Origin of the sequence: Pseudactinotalea sp. Z1732, assembly GCF_049724975.1 — a bacterium.
Lineage (GTDB): Bacteria > Actinomycetota > Actinomycetes > Actinomycetales > Beutenbergiaceae > CALKWS01.
Genome location: NZ_JBMPQC010000002.1, coordinates 135,197 through 156,391, shown reverse-complemented (window position 1 = coordinate 156,391; position 21,195 = coordinate 135,197). Strand labels below are relative to the sequence as shown.

General features: G+C 69.0%; 21 protein-coding genes, 1 tRNA gene, 1 pseudogene and 1 riboswitch. Of the genes and pseudogenes, 7 read left to right on the top strand and 16 right to left on the bottom strand.

Annotated features, from left to right (window positions below):
- Position 1: 1 nt before the first annotated feature.
- On the bottom strand, positions 2–517 hold the full coding sequence (locus ACPL7H_RS04575) for a CGNR zinc finger domain-containing protein (RefSeq protein WP_424795914.1): 516 nt from the start codon (positions 515–517) through the stop codon (positions 2–4).
- Between the two features lie 87 nt (positions 518–604).
- Here ACPL7H_RS04575 and ACPL7H_RS04570 point away from each other — a divergent pair, with 87 nt between their 5' ends.
- Together ACPL7H_RS04570 and ACPL7H_RS04565 are read left to right on the top strand one after the other, a co-directional pair.
- Positions 605–1,600: an alpha/beta fold hydrolase gene (locus ACPL7H_RS04570; protein WP_424795913.1), complete on the top strand. Its 996-nt coding sequence runs from the start codon at positions 605–607 to the stop codon at positions 1,598–1,600.
- Positions 1,601–1,611: 11 nt separating this feature from the next.
- Entirely contained in the window at positions 1,612–2,328 is a 717-nt protein-coding gene (locus tag ACPL7H_RS04565; RefSeq protein WP_424795912.1) for an NADPH-dependent F420 reductase, read from the top strand.
- Here ACPL7H_RS04565 and ACPL7H_RS04560 read toward each other — a convergent pair.
- Positions 2,264–2,779 (bottom strand): AAA family ATPase, encoded by a 516-nt coding sequence (locus tag ACPL7H_RS04560; RefSeq protein ID WP_424795911.1) that lies wholly within the window; start codon positions 2,777–2,779, stop codon positions 2,264–2,266. The two genes, ACPL7H_RS04565 and ACPL7H_RS04560, sit on opposite strands and share 65 nt — an antisense overlap.
- 141 nt (positions 2,780–2,920) lie before the next feature.
- On the opposite strand from ACPL7H_RS04560, the gene ACPL7H_RS04555 reads away from it, so the two are divergent.
- Positions 2,921–4,348: an MFS transporter gene (locus ACPL7H_RS04555; protein ID WP_424795910.1), complete on the top strand. Its 1,428-nt coding sequence runs from the start codon at positions 2,921–2,923 to the stop codon at positions 4,346–4,348.
- Positions 4,345–5,331, top strand: coding sequence for a sigma-70 family RNA polymerase sigma factor (locus ACPL7H_RS04550; RefSeq protein WP_424795909.1), 987 nt, complete (start codon positions 4,345–4,347; stop codon positions 5,329–5,331). The genes ACPL7H_RS04555 and ACPL7H_RS04550 overlap by 4 nt, the downstream gene beginning before the upstream one ends.
- A gap of 67 nt (positions 5,332–5,398) precedes the next feature.
- Here the strand turns inward: ACPL7H_RS04550 and ACPL7H_RS04545 are convergent, their stop codons facing one another.
- The gene (locus tag ACPL7H_RS04545; protein WP_424795908.1) at positions 5,399–5,935 is read right to left on the bottom strand and encodes a carboxymuconolactone decarboxylase family protein; all 537 of its coding nucleotides are present in this window, start codon (positions 5,933–5,935) and stop codon (positions 5,399–5,401) included.
- A 201-nt stretch (positions 5,936–6,136) separates the two neighbouring features.
- Here ACPL7H_RS04545 and ACPL7H_RS04540 point away from each other — a divergent pair, with 201 nt between their 5' ends.
- Positions 6,137–7,594: a DHA2 family efflux MFS transporter permease subunit gene (locus ACPL7H_RS04540; RefSeq protein ID WP_424795907.1), complete on the top strand. Its 1,458-nt coding sequence runs from the start codon at positions 6,137–6,139 to the stop codon at positions 7,592–7,594.
- A gap of 270 nt (positions 7,595–7,864) precedes the next feature.
- Here the strand turns inward: ACPL7H_RS04540 and ACPL7H_RS04535 are convergent.
- From ACPL7H_RS04535 to ACPL7H_RS04500, 8 genes are all read right to left on the bottom strand, one after another.
- Positions 7,865–7,937, bottom strand: a tRNA-Ala gene (locus tag ACPL7H_RS04535).
- 26 nt (positions 7,938–7,963) lie between these two features.
- Positions 7,964–8,611 (bottom strand): histidine phosphatase family protein, encoded by a 648-nt coding sequence (locus ACPL7H_RS04530; RefSeq protein WP_424795906.1) that lies wholly within the window; start codon positions 8,609–8,611, stop codon positions 7,964–7,966.
- Positions 8,608–9,006 (bottom strand): ribosome silencing factor, encoded by a 399-nt coding sequence (gene rsfS / locus ACPL7H_RS04525; protein WP_424795905.1) that lies wholly within the window; start codon positions 9,004–9,006, stop codon positions 8,608–8,610. Before rsfS ends, ACPL7H_RS04530 begins: the two co-directional genes overlap by 4 nt.
- A 53-nt stretch (positions 9,007–9,059) precedes the next feature.
- Positions 9,060–10,832: a hypothetical protein gene (locus ACPL7H_RS04520; protein ID WP_424795904.1), complete on the bottom strand. Its 1,773-nt coding sequence runs from the start codon at positions 10,830–10,832 to the stop codon at positions 9,060–9,062.
- Positions 10,829–11,503: a nicotinate-nucleotide adenylyltransferase gene (gene nadD / locus ACPL7H_RS04515; RefSeq protein WP_424795903.1), complete on the bottom strand. Its 675-nt coding sequence runs from the start codon at positions 11,501–11,503 to the stop codon at positions 10,829–10,831. Before nadD ends, ACPL7H_RS04520 begins: the two co-directional genes overlap by 4 nt.
- Before the next feature lie 31 nt (positions 11,504–11,534).
- The gene (locus tag ACPL7H_RS04510) at positions 11,535–11,696 is read right to left on the bottom strand and encodes a hypothetical protein (RefSeq protein WP_424795902.1); all 162 of its coding nucleotides are present in this window, start codon (positions 11,694–11,696) and stop codon (positions 11,535–11,537) included.
- A gap of 211 nt (positions 11,697–11,907) precedes the next feature.
- The gene (locus ACPL7H_RS04505; protein WP_424795901.1) at positions 11,908–13,200 is read right to left on the bottom strand and encodes a glutamate-5-semialdehyde dehydrogenase; all 1,293 of its coding nucleotides are present in this window, start codon (positions 13,198–13,200) and stop codon (positions 11,908–11,910) included.
- Positions 13,197–13,466 (bottom strand): hypothetical protein, encoded by a 270-nt coding sequence (locus ACPL7H_RS04500; RefSeq protein WP_424796341.1) that lies wholly within the window; start codon positions 13,464–13,466, stop codon positions 13,197–13,199. Before ACPL7H_RS04500 ends, ACPL7H_RS04505 begins: the two co-directional genes overlap by 4 nt.
- On the opposite strand from ACPL7H_RS04500, the pseudogene ACPL7H_RS04495 reads away from it, so the two are divergent.
- Positions 13,429–13,584: pseudogene (locus ACPL7H_RS04495) on the top strand (cytidine deaminase family protein); the annotation flags it as partial. The gene ACPL7H_RS04500 and the pseudogene ACPL7H_RS04495 overlap by 38 nt on opposite strands.
- A 162-nt stretch (positions 13,585–13,746) precedes the next feature.
- Here the strand turns inward: ACPL7H_RS04495 and ACPL7H_RS04490 are convergent.
- The 5 genes from ACPL7H_RS04490 to rplU form a co-directional block, all read right to left on the bottom strand.
- The gene (locus ACPL7H_RS04490) at positions 13,747–14,751 is read right to left on the bottom strand and encodes a hypothetical protein (protein WP_424788806.1); all 1,005 of its coding nucleotides are present in this window, start codon (positions 14,749–14,751) and stop codon (positions 13,747–13,749) included.
- Between the two features lie 285 nt (positions 14,752–15,036).
- Positions 15,037–15,150, bottom strand: a riboswitch (SAM riboswitch).
- A gap of 146 nt (positions 15,151–15,296) precedes the next feature.
- Positions 15,297–16,442 carry a glutamate 5-kinase gene (gene proB / locus ACPL7H_RS04485; protein ID WP_424795899.1) on the bottom strand — a complete coding sequence of 382 codons (1,146 nt, stop codon included), beginning with the start codon at positions 16,440–16,442 and terminating at the stop codon, positions 15,297–15,299.
- A gap of 94 nt (positions 16,443–16,536) precedes the next feature.
- Positions 16,537–18,024: a GTPase ObgE gene (obgE, locus tag ACPL7H_RS04480; RefSeq protein WP_424795898.1), complete on the bottom strand. Its 1,488-nt coding sequence runs from the start codon at positions 18,022–18,024 to the stop codon at positions 16,537–16,539.
- Positions 18,025–18,131: 107 nt separating this feature from the next.
- Positions 18,132–18,389 (bottom strand): 50S ribosomal protein L27, encoded by a 258-nt coding sequence (gene rpmA / locus ACPL7H_RS04475; protein ID WP_424788809.1) that lies wholly within the window; start codon positions 18,387–18,389, stop codon positions 18,132–18,134.
- A 23-nt stretch (positions 18,390–18,412) separates the two neighbouring features.
- Entirely contained in the window at positions 18,413–18,721 is a 309-nt protein-coding gene (gene rplU / locus ACPL7H_RS04470; RefSeq protein WP_424795897.1) for a 50S ribosomal protein L21, read from the bottom strand.
- Between the two features lie 321 nt (positions 18,722–19,042).
- Here rplU and ACPL7H_RS04465 point away from each other — a divergent pair, with 321 nt between their 5' ends.
- Positions 19,043–21,133, top strand: coding sequence for a hypothetical protein (locus ACPL7H_RS04465; RefSeq protein WP_424795896.1), 2,091 nt, complete (start codon positions 19,043–19,045; stop codon positions 21,131–21,133).
- The last annotated feature ends 62 nt before the right edge of the window (positions 21,134–21,195 follow it).

Here is a 21,195-nt window from a genome sequence, read left to right as displayed (position 1 = left end):
CTCACTCCTCCGTGGCGCGGTTGCGCCGGTAATGGCGCCGGACCTTGGAGCGGTTCCCGCACAGCGCCATCGAACACCACCGGGCGGTGTTGGCGTTGCTGCGATCCAGCAGGAACCGGCAGCACTCGGGGTTGGCACAGGGTCGCAGCCGCTCCGGGCTGCGCGCATGGATCGAGGCCCAGGCGAGCATCGCCCGGGCGGCGAGCACCTGGTCGGCAGGGACGCGTAGGTGCCAGCTCAGGCCGCTCTCGGACAACTGCGGATGGAGTCTGACCTGGCCCAGATCCGCCTGGAGAGCCTGCGCGGGTGAATCCCCGCGGGAGACTGCCTGGATGGCGTCGCGTACGCGGCGCAACTGCTCGGCCTCTGCGGCGGTGCCGACGCCTCCCCGGGCCACGGCCCAGTCCTGCGCCTGCGGGAGGCTCCCGAACTCGTCGACCCGCACGCCATCCACCACGGGGGTGGTGTTCAGCAAATCCAGCAGCAGGTCCTCATCAACGCGCGTCACGATCTCCATGCTAACCACCTTAATCGAGTTTGACAGGTTAGCACTCGACTGCTTGAGTGCCCTAACCACCTAAGCGCAATTGAGAGGGTTAGTACTATGGTCGCTGTCCACCACCGGTTCGCTGAAGTCGATGGGTACCGGATCTTCTACCGCGAGGCCGGCCACCGCGATGCCCCACCCGTTGTGCTGCTGCACGGCTACCCGACGAGTTCGCACATGTTCCGCCACCTCATTCCCCGCCTCGCCGACGAGTACCGGGTGGTGGCGCCGGATCACCTTGGCTTCGGGTTCTCCGATGCTCCCAGCGTGGAGGAGTTCGACTACACCTTCGACGCGCTGGCCGCCATCACGGCCAAACTGCTCGAGGACCTGGGCATCACCGAGTACGCCATGTACGTCATGGACTACGGGGCCCCGATCGGTTGGCGGCTCGCGTTGGCGAACCCGTCGGCGATCACGGCGATCGTCAGCCAGAGCGGCAACGCCTACCAGGAGGGTTTCGTCGAGGAGTTCTGGGCCGGACTGTGGGAGTACACGACGGATCAGAACAAGCAGACCGAGGCCGCGGCCCGGGAAGCACAGACGCTCGAGGCGATCAAGTGGCAGTACCTGAACGGTGAGGCCGATCCGACCCTGGTGGATCCGCTGACCTGGGTACATGATCACGCCCTGGTGTCCAGGCCGGGAAACGACTTGATCCAACTGCGCCTGTTCCGCGACTACGCCACCAACCCACCGCTGTATCCGGCGGTGCAGGAGTACTTTCGTTCCTCCCAGGTCCCGTTGCTGGCGGTATGGGGACGTGGCGATGAGATCTTCCGGCCCGAGGGGGCCAGAGCGTTCGCCAGGGACCTTCCTGACGCCCAGATCGAGTTGCTGCCCGGCGGACACTTCCTGCTGGAATCGGCCCTGGACGAGGTCACCGCACTGATCCGCGGCTTCCTCGCGCGGACACTGACCCGTGGCGCCGACCTGGCGCAGGAGGGCTCAGGACCAGTTCGCCAGGGCCGCGGTGCGGGACTCGATCACCCGGGCGCAACTGCGATCCCGGTCGCGCGGGAGTCGGAACACGCCGGTGCGGACCTTTCGTAAGGAGAACGCAAGTGACCACCATTGGCATCCTCGGCGCCGGGCAAGCCGGCGCTACCCTTGCCCGCTCGGCGATCGAAGCAGGCTATAGCGTCCTGATCGCCAACTCGCGTTCGCCCCAGACGATTGCGGATCTAGCGCGTTCTCTCGGTCCACGCGCCCGTGCCACATGGGCCGCCGACGCCGCTGCGGCGGCCGACTTCGCTGCCCTTGCCTTCCCCTACGTTCCCGGCCACGCACTTCCCGCGGAGGAGTTGGCCGGGAAGGTCGTGCTCGACAACAACAACTACATGCCCTGGCGGGATGGCACCTTCTCGGCTGTTGATGCCGGCACCAGGACCGTGCACGAACTGCGGCAGGAGCAACTGCCTGCTGCGAAACTCGCGAAGGCGCTCAGCCACATCCAGTTTCACGGGCGTGACCAGGTGCGGGTACCGGGCGATGAGGCGCCCGCGCTGGTGCGCCTCGCCCGCCCAGCCGGAGCGCCAGATCGCTCCGCCCTTGTCGTCTCGAGCAACTACCCCGAGGCGGTCGAACTCGTGAGAGGTTTCTACGATCGCCTCGGGTTCGACACGGTCGATAACAGCCCCCTGAACGAGTCGTGGCGCAGCACCCCTGGCACACCGATGTGGCAGGCATCCTTCGATGGACAGTCCCGGGAGGAACTCATCCGCAACCTGCAGCGCGCCGAGCGCACTCGGCCGTCATCGTCCAGGAGCCCTGCCGGATGACGGTCAGCGGGCCTTCGTCGTCGGTGGGTGGCTCGAAGTGATCGAAGTACGACGCGGCCCGCTCGTCGCTCAGCGTGCAGTCGTCACCGTGGGCGAGCCTGCGCGCGCGGATCCGCTCCAGGGCGACCTCGCGCGGAGTCGCCACGTAGATGGTTTCGGGCTCGACCCCGAGCGGTCGCAGCAGGTCGCGGTACTCATCTCGGGTGCGGCGCGACCAGAACGAGTAGTCCAGCACCACGTCGCTGCCGTCGGTCACCAGCTGGATGAGCCGGTCGCGCAGTTCGCTCTCGATCTCGGCGTGAACGTCCGGTGGTAGAGGCATCGAGGGGATGCCCCGTCGCCACGCCTCCTGATCGAACGACAGTCTGGACATGCCCTCGGCCTCGAGCCGGCCGGCGACGGTGGACTTGCCCGACCCGGCCGGACCGCACATGAACACGACCTTGACCACAGTCCCGACCCTACGAGCGCCTCCCGCACGACCGGCTCGCACCCGAGGATGCGATCGAGGTGCCATTTCTGGCGTACCGATGAGTCTGCCGGTGGACAGGTATCTACCTCTGTGACACCGATGGTCTGTGGAGGATGCCCGATGGTTCGCACGGAAGTGAAGACGGTACGGCGCTGGTGGGTGCTAGCCGTTGTGTGTATGGCGATGTTCATGGGGGTGCTGGATTCCACGAGCGTGTACGCAGCCCTGCCCGCGATCGCACGCGACCTCGGGTTCACTCCAGCGGAGGTCCAGTGGGTGATCACCGCTTATGGAGCCGCTATCGGCGGCCTGTTGCTGTTGGGAGGGCGGCTGGCCGACCGTCTGGGCCGGCGGATGGTGTTCATGGTCGCGGTCGCAGTGTTCGCGGCGGCCTCCCTGGCATGCGGACTGGCTGCCACCAGTGAACTCCTGATCGCCGCCAGGGTGCTCCAGGGCGCTGGCGCGGCGGTGATGACCCCGGCGGGGTTGTCGATCCTGATGAACGCCTTCCCCAATGGCCGGGAGCGACATCGGGCCCTGGGCATCTGGGGCGGTCTGGGCGGGACGGGGGCTTCGGCTGGGCTCCTGCTGGGCGGTGTGCTGACCGACTGGGTGGGCTGGGCCTGGGTCTTCTACACCAATGTCCCGGTGTGCCTGATGGTGTTGGTGCTGTGCCCGATCCTGCTGCCCGAGAGTCCTCGGAACAACCAGCGGCTCGATCTGCCTGGCTCGATCGTGGCCACCAGTGCGCTGGTGCTGCTGCTCCTGGGACTGTTCAGGATCACCGAGCACGGGGTCGACCTTCCTGCCGCGGTTCTCGGTACCGGCGCCGCCATCGCGGCAGTGCTGTTCGTGGTCGTGGAGCAACGCAGCCCGGCGCCGCTGGTGCCGATGCGGATCTTCGCCGGACGCACCCTGGTCGGTGGCAACCTGGTGATCGTGATCGCCGGTGTCTCGGTCGATGGTCTACTGATCGTCGTGACGCTGTACGCCCAGCAGGTCCTGGGCTTCTCCGCACTACAGTTCGGACTGACGATGGCGATCATGACCGTCACCTCGGTCCTCGGCGTCCTGGTCGGGCAGCACCTGGTCACCCGGTCCGGGTTCCGGAAAGTAGCTGGCGAGGGTATGGCCCTGTTGTCGGTCGCGTGCGTACTCCTGGCTCGTCTGCGGCCCGAGGGCGGCCTCGTCGAAGACCTGCTCGGCGGCTTGGTGATATTCGGTGCCGGTATGGGTGCGGCATTCGTCGCCGGTCAGATTGCCGCCTTGGCCGACGTCGCCGAGCACGACGCCGGGCTGGCAGCGGGCCTCGAGGAGACCTCCTTCGCGCTCGGGACCACGATCGGTGCGGCACTGGCCTCGGCGGCCGCCATCGGTTACGCGACACGCGCATCCGCCATCGAGGCACCAGTCGTTGCGCTGACCGAGGGGATCCAGTTCGCTCTGGCCGTGCTGGCTGGCGTCGCAGCACTCGGTGCCCTGCTCGCCGTGCTCCTGCTTCGGCCGCAGCAGGAGCAGAGCACCGGGGAAAGGATGTGGACTTCGTGAGTACGCAAGAACTCGGCCATGACTTCGATCGCCGGACCCGCCCATACCGGTCCGAACTGCTCGCCCACAGTTATCGGATGCTGGGCTCCATCCACGATGCCGACGACGCCGTCCAGGAGACCTACCTGCGCGCCTGGCGCGGCTACGCCGGTTTCGAGGAACGCTCATCGATCCGTACCTGGTTGTATCGGATCGCGACCAACACCTGCCTACGCGCCCTGGAGAACCGCGGGCGTCGCGCCCTGCCCTCCGCCCTGGGTGGCCCAGCACAAGACCCCACAGCGCAACTGGGGCAATGGCCCGAGATTCCGTGGCTGGAACCTCTTCCGGACACCATGCTCGGCGCCTCGGCCGCCGAGGATCCCCTCGCCGAAGTGACGCAACGTCACAGCGTCAGGCTGGCGTTCATCGCCGCGTTGCAGCGCCTTCCCCCGCGCCAGCGCGCCGTCCTGGTGCTGCGCGAGGTGCTCATGTTCAGCGCAGCCGAGGTTGCGGCCATGCTGGAGACCACCCCAGCCGCGGTGAACAGTCTGTTGCAACGTGCCCGTGCCCAACTCGATCATGATCGGGTCGACGAGGATCAGGTCACCGAGCCACCCACCCCACACCAGCGCGAACTTCTCGACCGCTACGTCACCGCGATGCACGCCAACGACATCGACGGACTCGTCGCGACCCTGGCCGCTGATGCCGTCTGGGAGATGCCGCCCTATCCGGCCTGGTTCCACGGCGCCTCCACGATCGGGCGGATGGTCGCTGCGCAGAGCCCCGCCCGCCGGTCGGGTGATCACCTGCTCGTGCCCACCAAGGCCAACGGGCAACCCGCCTTCGGCCTCTACCTCCCGGACGAGCGGGGTGTCCACCGTGCGTTCAACCTGCAGGTCCTCACCCTGACCCCGGCCCGGATCTCACACGTCGTCGCGTTCTTCGACCTACGCCTCTTCGGCCGGTTCGGCCTTCCGGAGACGAAAGTGCCGAACTGAGACAGCCCCGGACCGCCGGGATGGCTCCCTCCTGGTCAGTGCCGACGATGGATCAGGCGGCGCGGGGTCAGTACGTGGACTCGGTCACAACGCCCGGTTTCAAACCAGCGACCAGGTTGAATGCGCCGGTCAGGACGTTGAGGGAGACGACGCCGACGACATCGGCGATCTCCCGATCACGGTAACCGGCGCCACGGAGACGCTCGATCTGTTCATCGGTGATGGCGGTCGGCTCGCGGTAGACCTGCAGCCCGAGTTCGATGATGGCGGCAATCGCGGGATCTTCCGATGTCCCGGCGCGGGCGCGTTCGATCTCGTGGTCGTCGACGCCGAGCCCGCGCGCGGCGTCGATGTGCGCTTCGAGGCACAGGTCGCATCCTTGCTGTTCCTGGATTGCGATCGAGATCCGCTCACTGATCTTCCTGTCGAGCTTGGCTCTCTTCATCGCGCGGCTCAACTGCAGGTAGCCACCCAGGACTGCTGGCGAGTGCGCCATGGTGGCAACCATGTCGCTGACTCGGCCGTGCCGGGATACGAGGTCGCCCAACAGGTCGCGGGCTGCGCCAACCGCCGTGTCGGGGGCGAGACGGGTGAGTCGAGGCATGAGCGTGCTCCTTAGTTGTCCTTCCGGTGGCACTGGTCCCGCGCCGATGAGCCCGGGATCCAGTGCACGCTATACCCCCCTGGGGTATAAATCAAGTGCCTAGTGCCGGCGGTGGACGGGGGCCAAGCCCGAATCCGAAGCCTGGGAATACCAGCAGGCTCGATCGAATTACCCATACCCCCTACCCGTATGGAGTACACCATGACTACTACAGTCAAGAATCAGCGGAGCACCACCAGATGGTGGGCTCTGGCTCTGATTGCCACCGCACAGTTCATGGTCATCATGGACACCTCGATCATCGGCGTTGCCCTGCCACGCATGCAGGCCGACCTGGGATTCACCCAACACAACCTGTCCTGGGTATTCAACGCCTATGTCATCGCCCTGGGCGGGCTGCTGTTGCTCGGCGGCCGGCTGGCGGACCTCTTCGGCGCCCGTCGCATATTCGGCACCGGATGGTTCGTCCTACTCGCCGGTTCGCTCGTCGCGGGCCTCGCCGGCAGTGTCGGCGTCGAACTGACCGGTCGCGCCATCCAGGGTGTGGGTGCCGCACTCATCGCCCCATCTGCGCTGACCTTGCTGATGATGATCTTCGGGGCTAACCCCAAGGAACTCACCAAGGCTCTCGCGTTGTACGGGGCGGCAGCACCGGCCGGCGGTACTGCCGGCGTGTTCCTGGGCGGCGTGATCACCGAGTACATCTCGTGGCCCTGGGTCTTCTACATCAACATCCCCATCGCCATCATCGCCCTGATCGGTAACCGGGTCCTGATGCCGGGCGGTTCCTTGGGTTCCCGGGGATCGGTGGACGTCTTCGGCGCCCTCACCGTCACGCTCGGCCTGGCCGCCGCGGTCTACGGAATCGTCCGTGCGCCCGAGGCAGGCTGGGGCTCTGGTGAGACCTGGATCGCGTTGAGTATCGCCGCCGTGCTACTGGTGGCGTTCGTGATCTCTCAGGGTGTCCGCCGCGAGCCGCTGATGCGACTTTCGATCTTCCGCACCCCCAACCTCGGTGCCGCCAACCTCGCTCAGGTGCTGCTGGGTGGAGCGTGGATCCCGATGTGGTTCTTCCTCAACCTCTACCTGCAGCAGGTTCTCGAATACACCGCATTCCCGTCCGGCGCGGCACTACTGCCGATGACAGGCCTGATCATGCTCGGCATGATCGTGCTGGCACCGCGCGTAATAGGCAAGTTCGGTCCCAAGGTCCCCATCGTGGCCGGACTACTGACCCTCGCCGTCGGACTTGGCTGGCTGTCGCAAATTCGACCGGATGGCAACTACTGGGCAGACGTCCTGCCGGCATCGTTGGTGGCGGCGCTCGGTATGTCGCTGGCCTTCATCCCCTCGTTGGGAACGGCGATCTCCTCAGCCCGACCGGAGGAAGGCGGACTGGCCGCAGGCATCGTCAACACCAGTTACCAAGTCGGTTCCGCCCTCGGTCTGGCTGCGATGACAGCGGTAGCCGCCGTGTACGGGGCAGATCGACTCGGCAACGCCTCCGCGCTGACGAACGGCTTCTCGGCGGCATTCATCGGTGCGGCTGGGATCGCCCTGGCCGGGGCAATCCTGGCGTTCGTCACACTGCGTATGTCGGCCGCTGCCGGCGAGCCAGAGCCCGCCGGGGCGGGCAGCGCCGAGCCAGGTGGCAACTGACGTCAACCACTCGCCCGGCGGGAGGCGACTCCCGCCGGGCTCAACGCTCAGGAGTGCAGAACCATGATCAAGCAGAGTTCCCCCCTTCGCGCCGGTCTGGCCACGGTCGGAGGTTCCGCTATCACGCGCAGCATCGTGCGCTGTCTGATCGCGTGCGGCCTCACCGCACTGACGGATCCGTTGGAATCGCGCGAACGAAAGCAGCGAGCACTATGCGTCTCGGGGGGCGATTCACCTTGACGCGCACATCGGTCGCTCAGTCAACGTGAGTGGAGCTAGGGGGATTCGAACCCCCGACCTCTTCCATGCCATGGAAGCGCGCTACCAACTGCGCCATAGCCCCGGGTGCCTGTGCAGGCGAGAGATACTCTAGACGATCCTGGCCCCTTGGGGAAAATCGACCAGACCCCCGCCGGCGTTGTGCGCGGTCATCCGCCAGCCCGGCTCGGCGCCGTCGTTCGGGCGCACCACACTCCAGTGGCAGTTGCCGATTCCGGTGATGCCGTGCCAGGTCTCCGGATCGTGGCCCAGCAAAGCCACTAATCCCGCGCTAATCGCGGCCCCATGGGCCACCAACACGACCACCCCGCCTTCCTCGTAGCCCGCGGATGCCTCCGCGGCTGCCTGCGCCACACGCTGCCCGAGCGCCGAACGAGTCTCGGCCCCGATGCCCGCAGGGTGACCACCATCACGCCATACGGCGAAGGCGTCGGCCCACCCGGCGCGCATCTCCTCGTGCGTCAGACCCTCCCAGGCACCGAAGTTGCGTTCCCGCAACCGCGCGTCCGTGCTCACCGCCACCCCGGTCCGTTCAGCGAGGTACTCGGCGGTATCGCGCGCCCGCATCAGGTCCGAGGAGATGATCGCGACGGGTTCGATCTGGCTCAAAGCCGGCGCGGCCGCGAGCGCCTGGGCCCGGCCCACCTCGTTCAGAGGGATATCCACCTGGCCCTGCAGCCGCCCCTGGGCGTTGTAATCGGTCTGGCCGTGACGCCAGAACAGGATGGTGGCGCTCATGCCTGCCCGGCACCGTCACCCTGAGCGCCGGCCCGGACCTGCTCGGGCAGTTCGATGACCGGGCAGTCCTTCCAGAGCCGTTCCAGCGCGTAGTAGACCCGGTCCTCGGCGTGCTGGATGTGCACGACGATGTCGCCGAAGTCCAGCAGCACCCAGCGTGCCTCAGCCACACCCTCGCGGCGCACCGGTTTCGCGCCGTGGTCGGCCAGTGCCTCCTCCACCGCATCGACGATCGAGCGCACCTGCCGTTCACTGCTGCCCGAGGCCACCACGAAGACGTCGGTGAGCACGAGCCGCTCGGAGACGTCGAGGGCGATGATCTCCTCCGCCTTGAGGTTCGCGGCCGCGAGTGCGGCCACCTCGGTCAGTTCGATGGCTCGTTCGTCAGCGGGCACGGTTCTCCTCGGGTAGACGCCCTGGTCGAACCCAGTCTACGGCCCGGGCCGCCTCAGCGGCCCGTTGACCAGAGGACGGAACCGGACAGTCCGAGGACAGCGGCGTCGTCGTCCCCGAACAGGTCCCCGGTGGCGAACAGGTACACCAACGCCCCGAGGATCGCGATCACCAGAACCAACACCAGCATCTGCAGCGCGAACAGCCAGCCGGGCGTCTTGCGTGCCTCGGCCTCGTGGAGTTCGTCCTCGGGGGCCTCCTCCTCCGCAGGGCCCACCGGCTGTACCGGAGGTTCGCCGACTTCAGCCGAGCGCATCGCCGAGGTGCGCAACGGTGGCGTGGGGCGTGCCGCCGGCTCGGCGTCGGCCCTGGCCCGCAGGGCCGCGGCCCGCTGCAGCGACTCCCAGCGCGGCGTCATGTCGAAGGCGCCGTCGTCGTCCTCGGTGTCGGCGCTGGCTACCGAAGGGGCCGACGACGGCGAGTGCGGCTCCTGCGGTGAGGTCACCTCGGGCGCTCGGGACGGTGTCGGCGCGGAAGCCGCGGCCGGTCCGGAGTCTGCGCTCGGTGCGGAAACCGCGGTGGGACCGGAGTCGGTCGTGGGCGCGGAAGCCGCGCTCGAACCGGAGCCAGCCGTCGGTGCGGAAACTGCGGGAGGACCGGAGTCACCGCTCGGTGCGGAAACTGCGGGAGGACCGGAGTCACCGCTCGGTGCGGAAACTGCGGGAGGACCGGAGTCACCGCTCGGTGCGGAAACCGTGTCAGAGTCCGAACGGGCCGTCGGCGCGGAAGCGGCGGTGGCCCCGGGGCGCACCGTCTGCTGGCTCACCTCGTAACTGACCGCCGGGATGTCCACAGCCGAGTGCCAGGAGGTCGGGGACGAGGATTCACCCTGCTCCCCCACCGCGATGCCCTCGGCCGCGGTGTTCGCCTCGCGGACCGCGCGCTGGATGGCCGTCAGTTCCCCTGATCCGTCGACCCCGCGGCGGGCCCGCACCGAGGCCGGTGGCCGCACCACCGGACGCCGGCCGGTACTGGTGCGTTCGGCCGGCCGGGCATCCATCGTGGGCGGTGCCGGCGCCGCGGCTCGCTTGTCCCGCAGGGACTTGCGGGACACCGGCACCATCAGCGCCGTCGCCGGGCCGCCGTCGGGCGAGGGCGCGCTCGGCATCGCCGGACTCCCCTCCCGTTGCTCGGGCTCGGACCGGGTCTCCTGATCCTCGGAGGTACGCCCGGCCGCAGGCTCCTGCGGCTCACGCCGCTCCTCGGCCTCCTCCGAAGCCCGGTCAGCCGCGGCCTCCTCCGGCACGCTCCCCGCCGCAGGCTCCTCCGGCTCACGCTGGGCTGCCGTCTGCCCGGGATCGCTCCCGGCTGTGGGACCGTCAGGCTCACGTCGACGCACCGGTTCCTCGGTCCGGTCTGTCTTCGGCTGTGCGGGCGGCTCGGTCGCCGACGGCGCGGACAGTGCCGACACAGCCGAGGCCGCGGTGGCGGCCCGCTCGGCTTCCCGGCGCGCCCGTCTGCTGCGGGGCGGCGGATCCGTAGCCGAGGCCGCTGAAGCAGCGCTCGCCGGTTCGGCGGCCGAGGCGGCCGACAGGCTCTCGGCCTCGATCCGCTCGAACTCCGAGGTGGGTACCAGACCGTCGGGCCCATAGGTCAGGGCACCGCTGGCCAGCGCCTCATCACGGGCGCGCCGTTCGCGCCGTGTCAGGGGACGCTCCTCCGCCCGGCCCGCCGCGCGGGCGCGGGCCCGCTCGGCCTCACGCCGTCGGCGTCGCTCCCCCAGACCGGCCGTGGTGGTGTCCTCGTTCGGGTCGACAGGCTGGTTCACGCCGAGGTCACCGCCACCGCGTCACTGTCCCTCCCGTCAGTGCTGACACCCAACTCCGGCCGGTGGAACGTGGCTGGGTCGCGGTACAGGCCGTGCTTGGCGATGTACTGCACCACGCCGTCGGGTACCAGGTACCACACCGGCTTGTTCTCCGAGACCCGTGCGCGGCAGTCGGTCGAGGAAATCGCCATCGCGGGAATCTCCAGTAGGGAGTACTCACCATCGGGTAGGTCCTGACCGCTGAGTTCGTGCCCCGGGCGGGTGACTCCCACGAAGTGGGCCAACTCCCACAGTTCCGGGGAGTCCTTCCACTGCAGGATCTGGCCCAGCGCATCGGCGCCGGTGATGAAGAACAACTCCGCTTCCGGGAAGGTCTTGTGCAGGTCCCGCAACGTATCGACGGTGAAGGTCACCCCGCCGCGGTCGATGTCGACCCGCGAGACCGTGAACCGGGGGTTGGAGGCGGTAGCGATCACGGTCATCAGGTACCGGTGCTCGGCCAGGGTCACGTCGCGGTCCGACTTGAAGGGCTGCGCGCCGGTGGGCACGAAGATGACCTCGTCCAGATCGAACTCGTCGGCCACCTCGCTGGCGGCAACCAGGTGACCATGGTGGATCGGGTCGAACGTGCCGCCCATGATCCCGATCCGGGTGCGCGTGGGTGTGCTCACGTCAACTCCGACACTGTGTAATCGGGCAGTCTCACTTGTGACGCTGGCGGGTACCAACCGAGCGGAAGGCGAGCGTCACCAAGAGCAGGAACATCAAGATGGTGATGGACACTACTCCATACCCCACGGGCGGCATGGGCATGTTCGATGCCTCAGCGGCCAATGCGGTGAAGGTCAGCAGCGAACTGCTCATCGACTCCGGTCCTCTCTGTTCCTGGCTCTACAGCCACAGTTTCGCACGTTCCCGCCCGGGTTCCTACCACCCCGGTGACGCGCGCCATACCAGGGGCGCTGCGCCGTCGATCATCCGAGACACAACTCTACCGCCCAGCTGACGCCGACCACCTGCCGGGCCACGCCGCGGTCCGGGCAGGCCTGCGCGGATGCGCCTCACCGTCAGCCGCTCAGGTTCGGATGTGCCCGTCTCCCTCCACCACCCAGGTGGTGGTGGTCAACTCGGTCAGGCCCATCGGTCCGCGTGCGTGCAGTTTCTGGGTGGAGATCCCGATCTCCGCGCCGAGGCCGAGTTGGGCGCCGTCGGTGAACCGGGTGGAGGCATTAACCATCACGGCGGCTGAATCCACCTCGGTGGTGAACCGTGCCACACTCCGGGTGTCGGTGGTACAGATGGCGTCGGTGTGCCCGGAGGAGTAGGTGCGGATGTGCTCCAGGGCGGCATCGATGTCATCGACCACGGCCACGGCCAGGTCGGCGCTGAGGTACTCGGTGGACCAGTCCTGCTCGGTCGCCGGGAGCACCTCGACGTTGCCCGGGGCCAGGGTGCGGGTGCGCTCGTCACCGTGGATCCGCACCCCGGCGCCGTCCAGGGCGTCAAGGGCCGCGGGCATGAAGTCCGCAGCGGCTTCGGCGTGGACCAGCAGGGTCTCCAGGGCGTTGCACACCCCTAACCGGTGGGTCTTGGAGTTCAGCAACAGGGACAGCGCCTGATCCAGCGGCGCGCCGGCATCGACGTACAGGTGGCAGTTGCCCACCCCGGTCTCGATCACCGGCACCGTGGATTCGGTCACCACCGTCTGGATCAGTCCGGCCCCGCCGCGGGGGATCAGTACGTCGATGAGCCCACGGGCCCGCATCAGCGCCTGGGCGCCGGCGCGCCCGTAGGCGTCAATGGACTGCACCAGGTCAGCGGGCAGGCCGGCCTGCTCCAGTGCCTCACCCAGGACCGCCACGATCTCCTGGTTGGACTGCGCGGCGGCCGAACCCCCGCGCAGCACCACCGCGTTCCCGCTCTTGAGTGCCAGGCCGGCGGCATCGACTGTGACGTTCGGGCGTGCCTCGTAGATCATGCCCACCACGCCCATGGGTACCCGCACCTGCCGCACCCGCAACCCGTTGGGCAACGTGGAACCGTGCAACACCTCTCCCACCGGGTCCGGCAGGGCGGCCAGGTCCCGCAACGCCTCGGCGATCCCCTCGACGCGGCCGGCGTCCAGGGTGAGCCGGTCCAGCAGGCCCGGGCTCATCCCGCCGGCCTCCTCCCGGCGCACGTCCACATCGTTGGCAGCCACGATCCGTTCGGAGGCACCCACCAACGCATCGGCCATCCGGTGCAGCGCGGCGTCCTTGGTGGCCCGGGTGGCCCGCGCCAGGTCGCGGGCGGCCACCTTCGCGTCGGTGGCCACCTGCTGCACCTGCGCCGTCACGTCCGCAGCGGGCTGCGCCGTCGTCTGAGTCATGCAGCCAAGCCTACGCCGCCGCCGCGCTCCCAGGCCGCGGCCGGTGCGCTGCGGCCGTCGATCCGGGCCCGTCCGCCACGGGAACCGGCGAGGGCTGCCACACCGGTTCCCTCTAGGATCGTGCCTATGGACACCGCGTCGTTCTCCTCCCTGATCGCTTCGGCCCAGGAATACCTGAACCCCAGCGAGGCGGAGGACCGGAAGTCGGGTGATGTCGCAGCCACCCTGGTGACGGCCGCCGGAGCGCGGTACTCAGGGGTGTGCATCGACACCCCGTGCGGAACCGGCTTCTGCGCCGAACACGCCGCTATCGCCGCGATGGTGACGGCCGGAGAGTTCCGTATCGCCCAGATCGTGGCAGTGTGGCGCGATGAGGCCGGCACCCTGCACGTGGTCTCACCGTGCGGACGCTGCCGCGAGTTCATCCGACAGATCGACCCGGCGAACATCGACACCCAGGTGATCCTCGGCCCGGGGCGCTCGGCACCGCTACGCGACCTGTTGCCCGAGAACGACTGGCCGGCCGGACCGCCTGAGAAGGACGGCTCATCGCACCCGCACCGGGGCACGCCGGGAGCGAGCAGGCGTCGCCGCGGGCGTGACCGGAGCCGTCGCCGGCGTACGCAGCCCGAGTTCGGTCAGCGCCGGCAGCAGGTCCTGGGCCAGAGCCACCACATCGGTGGGTACCGAGGCCGGCACCACGGTGAACCCGTCGGCTCCGCCGGCCCGGACCCACGCGTTCCAGAGCGTGGCGAGGTCCTCGGCGGTCCCGATGGTGCGCAGAGCCGGCAGCCCGGAAGGCAATTCCAGTGAGGACAGCAGGTCCCAGCGTGCCTGTGCGCTGGCCCGATCGGCGGAGATCACCGTGTGCACATCGACCAACACCTTGACGTCACCGGGTGCCCGGCCCCACTCGATTGCCGCTTCACGGATCGCAGCCCGGGCGGCACGGGCCTCCTCCAGGGTTGCCACCGACAGCCGTGCCACGTCAGCGCGCGCCGCAGCCAGCTCGGCGTCCACACCGTTGCGCACCGGTACCACCACCAGTGGACGGACCGGTTCGCGAACCACATCATCCACGGTGCGCTTGCGGGGGGCGGCCACCGGCGCGTCCAGCACCGCATCCACCGTGCGCGCACCGGTGCCCTGGGCGGTGGCGCCCTGCTCGAGCTGCCAGCCCGCGCGCTGGGCACTGGCCCGGTGCACCGAGGCGATGGCACCAGCGACGTGTTCGGGGCGCGTGATGCCCAGCGGAACTGTGGCCACCAGGGCGGCCCGGGTGGTGTGCCGGGCAAGGCGGGAGGTAGCCAGCGCCCCGTCCAGCCAGGCGTCCCGGCGCCGCTTACCACCGAGCCGGAATGTCTCATCCAGCGAGATCAGGTCCACCCCGCCCCGGTCGGCGAGGGAGGCCAGGCCGGCCAGGCGGCCCATGATGAATTGCTCGGTCTCGGCGTTGCGCTCGCGCTGCCAGTCCCGGGGCGCGCCGGCATTGGACAGATCCAATCCGACCAGGGACGCGGTCTCGTTCACAGATGCAGGTACAGCAGACATGGGGTGCTCACTCTCGGTGCAAGAAAGGGCTCAACATTGCTGCCTCAGCGCGGGTCGCACGCCCGGTGTGTCACGCATCGGGCTCAGGTGCGCACCGACCGGCTGAGGGGTGGCGCCGAGGGGCCGTCAGAGGGCCCGAGGCTGCCGGTTGAGGTGTCGGCTCAGGCCGACATGAAGCAGCAACACATCGCACACATCACACAGGAGACGTGGCGTCGCTGGTACGCAAGGGTCCTGTCGGTGTGCATCGCTGTCTTCATCCTTCTGTCTGCACCGCGGGGAGCGGTGATGCGCTTGCCGGGGGCCATGTGGCCCGCGGCCAGGTCATCTCCCGGAGCACCCCGCCGCGCGGGGGGTTGCCGGTCAGCAAGCCGGGACTTGGCGCTGACGCTCTGAACCTGGGATCAACCTATGAGTCGGATAGTTGCCGTGTCAACTATCTTGCCGTGTCAACTACCTAAGGGCTGCGCATTCGGTCGCCACGACGCGGTCCCAGTCCGAGACGCCGGAGCGCGCCGTCGGCTGATGCGACCGCCTCGCCGGCCTCAGTCGGTGCGGTCCAGCACCACCAGGTCATCCCGGTGCACCACCGCGCGGGCACTATCCGGGCCGAACTGCTCCCGCATCTGCACCGAGGTGCGGCCCAGACGCGCAGGGAGTTCCTCAGCGCTGTAGGAGGCCAAGCCTCGAGCCACCACCCGGCCGGCTGGATCCAGCACGTCGATCGGGTCGCCGGCGTCGAACTCCCCCGTCACGTCCACCACGCCGGCCGCCAGCAGCGACTTCTTCCCGGCAGTGATCGCCTGCACCGCACCCTCGTCGACGCTGATCGAACCTCCGGTGTGCGCGGCGTGGGCCAGCCACAGCCGCCGGGCATTGGTGCGCCGTCGGGCCGGCTCGAACCAGGTGCCCACGTCCTCACCGGACAACACGGCCCCGGCATTGTGTGCCGCGGTCACCACCACCGGGATCCCGGCGCCGGAGGCGATCGCGGCGGACTCCAACTTCGAGACCATGCCCCCGGTGCCCACCGCCCCGCCTCGTGCGGTGACCTCGATGCCCTCCAGGTCTCGTCGGTCCCGCACGCGTGCGATCCGCCGGGCACCGGGCAGCCGGGGCGAGCGATCGTACAGGGCGTCGACGTCGGTGAGCAGCACCAGGGCGTCGGCTTTGGACAGGTGCGAGACCAGAGCGGCCAGCCGGTCATTGTCACCGAACTTGATCTCCTGGGTGGCCACGGCGTCGTTCTCGTTGATCACCGGCACCACTCCCAGCGCCAGCAGTCGTTCGACGTTGCGCTGGACGTTGCGGTGATGTGCCCGGCGCACCACGTCCTCCACGGTGAGCAGCACCTGGCCGACGGTGAGCCCGTGGGCACCGAACGCGCGCGTGTAGTGCGCCATCAAGAGCCCTTGCCCGACGCTGGCCGCGGCCTGGGCGGTTGCCAGGTCCCGGGGCCGGCCGCTGAGCCCGAGGACGCCCAGCGCTGAGGCGATGGCCCCGGAGGAGACCAGCACCACCTGCCCACCCGCGGCTCGGCGACCGGCCAGGACCTCGACGAGCGCGGTGAGCTTGTGTACATCCAGCCGCCCAGCCGCGTCGGTGAGCGAGGAGGAGCCGATCTTGACCACGACTCGTCGGGCGCGACCGGGGTCCCCCAGTTCACGCCGGTCCGTCACGGTCTTGGTCACGGCACCATTGTGGCGCACCCGATCACGATTCGGACGGGACCGTCCATGTACTGGGCGCCCCGGGCCCCGTTCGGTGCGCGCCGATGAGGTGACCTCACTGCTCCCGGTCGATCCACAACTCCTCGCGAGCGGCAGCCTTGGCGTCCATCCGGTTGTGGAACTCCTCGCGTTTCTCCGCCCGAGTAGGCCGCTGCCGCTCCTCCAGACGCACGTCGGAGCCGCGAGCGCCCAGGAGTTCGGGGCCGGTCATCATGGTCGGCTCCCAGTCGAAGACCACGCCCTCGGGGCCGTCACCGATCACGACCTCCGCACCCGGGGTGGCGCCCGCTTCGAACAGCGCCTCCTCCACTCCCAGGCGGGCCAGCCGGTCGGCGAGGTAACCCACGGCCTCATCGTTGGCGAAGTCGGTCTGGCGCACCCAACGCTCTGGTTTGGTTCCGGTGATCAGAAAGTACTCGTGGTCACTCCTGCGCCGGGTGACAGCGAACCCGGTTTCGTCCACCGCGCGGGGGCGCAGCACCGTCGGGGTTGGCTCCGGCGGTGGGGCGGCATCGCGGGCCTGTTGCACGATCTCGGCCAGTCTGAAGGACAGCGGCCGAAGGCCCTTGCGCGCTACCGCGGAGACCTCGAACACCTCCAGGCCACGGGCCTCCAGGTCGGGCCGCACCAGATCGGCCAGGTCCTGGGCCTCGGGCACGTCCACCTTGTTCAGCACCACCAACCGGGGGCGCTGCGCCAGCGGCACCCGGCCACCTTCGATTCCGACGTCGGCACTGTAGGCATCCAGTTCCGCCTCGATCGCGTCCAGATCGCTGATCGGGTCCCGGTTCGGCTCCAGGGTGGCGCAGTCCAGCACATGGACGATCACGGCACACCGCTCGATGTGTCGCAGGAACTCCAGGCCCAAGCCCCTGCCCTGGGAGGCGCCGGGGATCAACCCGGGCACGTCGGCCATCGTGAACCGGGCCTGTCCGGCCTGGACCACTCCCAGGTTCGGTACCAGAGTGGTGAACGGGTAGTCGGCGATCTTGGGCCGCGCCGCGCTCATCGCCGCGATCAGGGAGGACTTGCCCGCCGAGGGGAAGCCGACCAGAGCCACATCGGCCACGGTCTTGAGTTCCAGTACCAGGTCCCGCTCCTGCCCGGGTTCCCCGAGCAGGGCGAATCCGGGAGCCTTGCGTTTGCGCGAGGCCAGGGCGGCATTGCCGAGCCCGCCGTTACCCCCGGCCGCGGCGACGTACTCGGTGCCGTGGCCGACCAGGTCGGCCAGGATCTCGCCCTTGGCGGTCTTGACCACGGTGCCGTCGGGGACAGCGAGGACCAGGTGCTCACCCTTCTTGCCGGTGCGGTTGTCCCCCATCCCCTGGGTGCCGTTGCCGGCGCGGCGGTGCGGAGAGTGGTGGTAGTCCAGCAGCGTGGTGACCTGGCTGTCCACCCGCAGGATCACGTCACCGCCAGGTCCGCCGTTGGCGCCATCTGGGCCCCCCAGAGGCTTGAACTTCTCCCGGTGCACCGACACGCAGCCGTTGCCGCCGTCACCGCCGCGAACGTGCAGCATCACGTGGTCGACGAAACTGGCCATCACGACCCTCCTGGCGGTGGTTGTGGATCGGGCGCCGGAACCGGCTGGGAATACGAAAGCGGGGGCGCCCCGACTGCTAGCCGGTGCGCCCCCGCCGATGTCGAATCTCAGGCGTCCACAAGCGTGACGTCGACGACCTTGCGGCCCCGCCGGCTTCCGAACTGAACCTGTCCTGCGGACAGCGCGTAGAGGGTGTCGTCCCTACCGCGAGCCACGTTGATGCCGGGGTGGAACTTGGTGCCGCGCTGCCGCACCAGGATCTCACCGGCCTTGACGTCCTGCCCACCGAACCGCTTGACTCCCAGCCGCTGTGCGTTGGAGTCGCGGCCGTTCCGGGTAGAGCTCGCGCCCTTCTTCGTTGCCATGACGTACCTGCTTCCTGGGAGTGTTAGGCGATGCCGGTGACCTTCAGGCGGGTCAACTTCTGGCGATGACCGGCCCGACGGCGATAACGGGTCTTGTTCTTGTACTTACCGATCGTGATCTTCGGGCCCTTCTCGTCCCGGACGATCTCGGCGGAGACTGTCACCTTGGCCAGTGCGTCGGCGTCGGTGGTCACCTTCTCGCCGTCCACCACCAGCACGGGGGTGAGTTCCACGGAGTCGCCCGCGCCACCGGAGAGCCGGTCCACGACCACGATGTCACCCACGGACACCTTCTCCTGCCGGCCACCGGCCTTGACGATCGCGTACACCACGTTTGCTCATTCCTTCTCGCGGACAACATCTGAGGTCCTTCGAGGCTGGATATCTGCAGCCGGCCCCGGCACGAAGCGGGCGGGCACACGAGGATCACAGCGCATGCGAAGGGTTGCGGCGCACGAGGCACCGACGCCCAAGGTTACGCGAACGGGGCAGTGCGAGCAAACCCCACGCCCTGTGATGTGGGCCTCTGACTGTGAGGTTCACCGCTCCGGGCCCACCGGGCACCAGCACACGGGGCAGCGCCACGCAATGGGCTGGTCTGCCCTTTGCTGTGGGGCCGGTTCGGCACTGCCGGGCGCTAATCTTGGCGGGCGATGCCTGACTCAACGATGGATCCGCTGCGCCCTCCGGTGCTGCCGGCTCACTACCCGCGCACGACGACGCAACTGCTGTTGGCACTTCCCGGTGACCCCTTCGTGCACGCCCGGGAGCGGGTGGCACGGGCCTGGCAGGCCCTGTCCGAACTGATCGAGTTCCTCCCGGCCGAGCAGGGCAGACTCCGCGAGGAGTTCACCAATCTGAGGCGGCAGCTCGAGCAGTTCGAGATCCACGCCCGGAACTGGCGCATCGACGGGGACCAGTTGCGTACCGTGCGCCGCCACCCGCCGCCCCCCTGGGGTGAGGAACGGGTGCGGGGCGGAGCGCCGGTAGCATCCGAGCCGGCGCCGCACCATCACCAGGACGAGCCGGTGTTCGGTTTCGCCGCCACCCTGGTGACGGTGCGCGATCACCTGGCGGTCACCGCTGGGGCGCTGACCGGCACCAAGGTCGGAGCGATGGGCACCCTGCACGCGCTGTACCTGGCCGGCCGCGTCGTGTACGGCGCCGACGCCGCCTTCCATCTTGCCGCGATGTTCACCGCGGCCGTGTGGGACTTCGAGCGTCCGGGGATGCCACCGCTGCCCTCGGCTGCGGGCCGGATCGAGTTGCGCTCCTCGCCGCGGGCGATCCCGCAGACCCGCTGGGCCCGCTACGCCCGGTTGATGTTCCTGCAGAACCGGGTGGAACTGACCACTGACGCCGGTCACGAGGTGATCGGCGGGTCCGAACCGATCGCCTTCCTCATGCACGTGGCGCCACCGACGCCGGGCACCGCCGAGTTCCTGGCCGATCCGGCCCAGAGGTATCTGCCGGTCGACCGGTTCGAGGACCTGGGGATGATCCACTTCTGTAGCGCGGACGGCTACTCCCTGGGTGCGGTGGCTGTGGCGGATTGGCTGGCCCAGCCCGGCGTGGTGGTCGGCCAACCCGAATGGACGTCCCTGGCCCCGGTTGAGTTGTCGGTGCACTCCCAGGTGGTCTGGGCACTGGAGGCCGGCGGGTTCGTGGCCGGTGCTGCGGTGCTCAGGGCACCGATGCGTCGGGGCGTAACCCATCCCCCGCTCCACCCCAGTATCGCCGCACGCTCGCGCCGCTCACGGGCTGCTGCCAACGCTGCCGACGCCCCTGGGTCCGGCCCCACCGGGCCAGACCCGCACCCAGGGGTGCACCTGCTGCGTCCTGCCCCGCACCTGCAGCCCTACCTGGGGCAGGCTGCGAGCCGGAAGCAGGCCGCCCGGCGCCGCACGCGGAACCGGCTCGAGGTCGGGCCCGCCTCGCCGTTGCAGCCGTGGCTGCAGTATCTGGCCGCACCGGCGATCGTGATCGCCGGCCTGGGCTTGGCGTTGTCCGACTCGGCCGGTTGGGTGGTGACCATCAGCATGCTGGTCGCCATGCTGGCGGTGATCGAACCGTGGGCGTGGTGGGCCGGCCAGTGGCTGTTGGACCGCGACTGGCGACGGATGGTCGCGGTGTACAGGCCGGGTGGCTCCCCCGAGGCGACCAGGCAGTTCGCCCAGCGGGCAGAGTTGCGCTTCGACGGCGCGAACATCGGAGTGCGCGGAGCCGGTGGGCATGAGGCGTGGCTCGCCGCCGGTTCCGATCAGGACCTCGGCGTGGTCACGTTGGTGCGCCTCACACACGAAGGTCACACATGGGCTTTCGCCTTCGCCGATCGCTTGGAGCGGTGGCGCCTGGTGCTCCCCGCACCCGAGTGGGCCCCCGGCGGGGACGTGGAAGGCCTGGCAGCGTTCGCACGGCGCGCCGGGCTGGACCTGGCCGATGCGCACACACCACCGCGCCGGCTGGGCGAACCCACGTTCAGCGGTAGGGGTGCCGACTCCGTGCGCCGGTCCAGGGGCCCCTACACCCGGGCGATGCTGTGGCCGATGTGGTGGGCGCTGGGGGTCTTCCTGGTCACCATCGCCGCTTCCGGTTCCACGCACCAGGTGTTCCTGCTGACCGTGGCGCTACTGGCCGGTGGCCCGGTGGTGGTCCGTCGCGTGGCGCGCACCTGGTTACAGGGTCGATCCCGTGGGAGCGCGCCGGGGCGCATGAAGACGACGAACGGCTCGAGAGGCCGGTAACCCAGCCAGTCCGGACCCGATGGCGTGGGTCAGTCCCGGGCGATGGTCGTCATCGGCCGGGA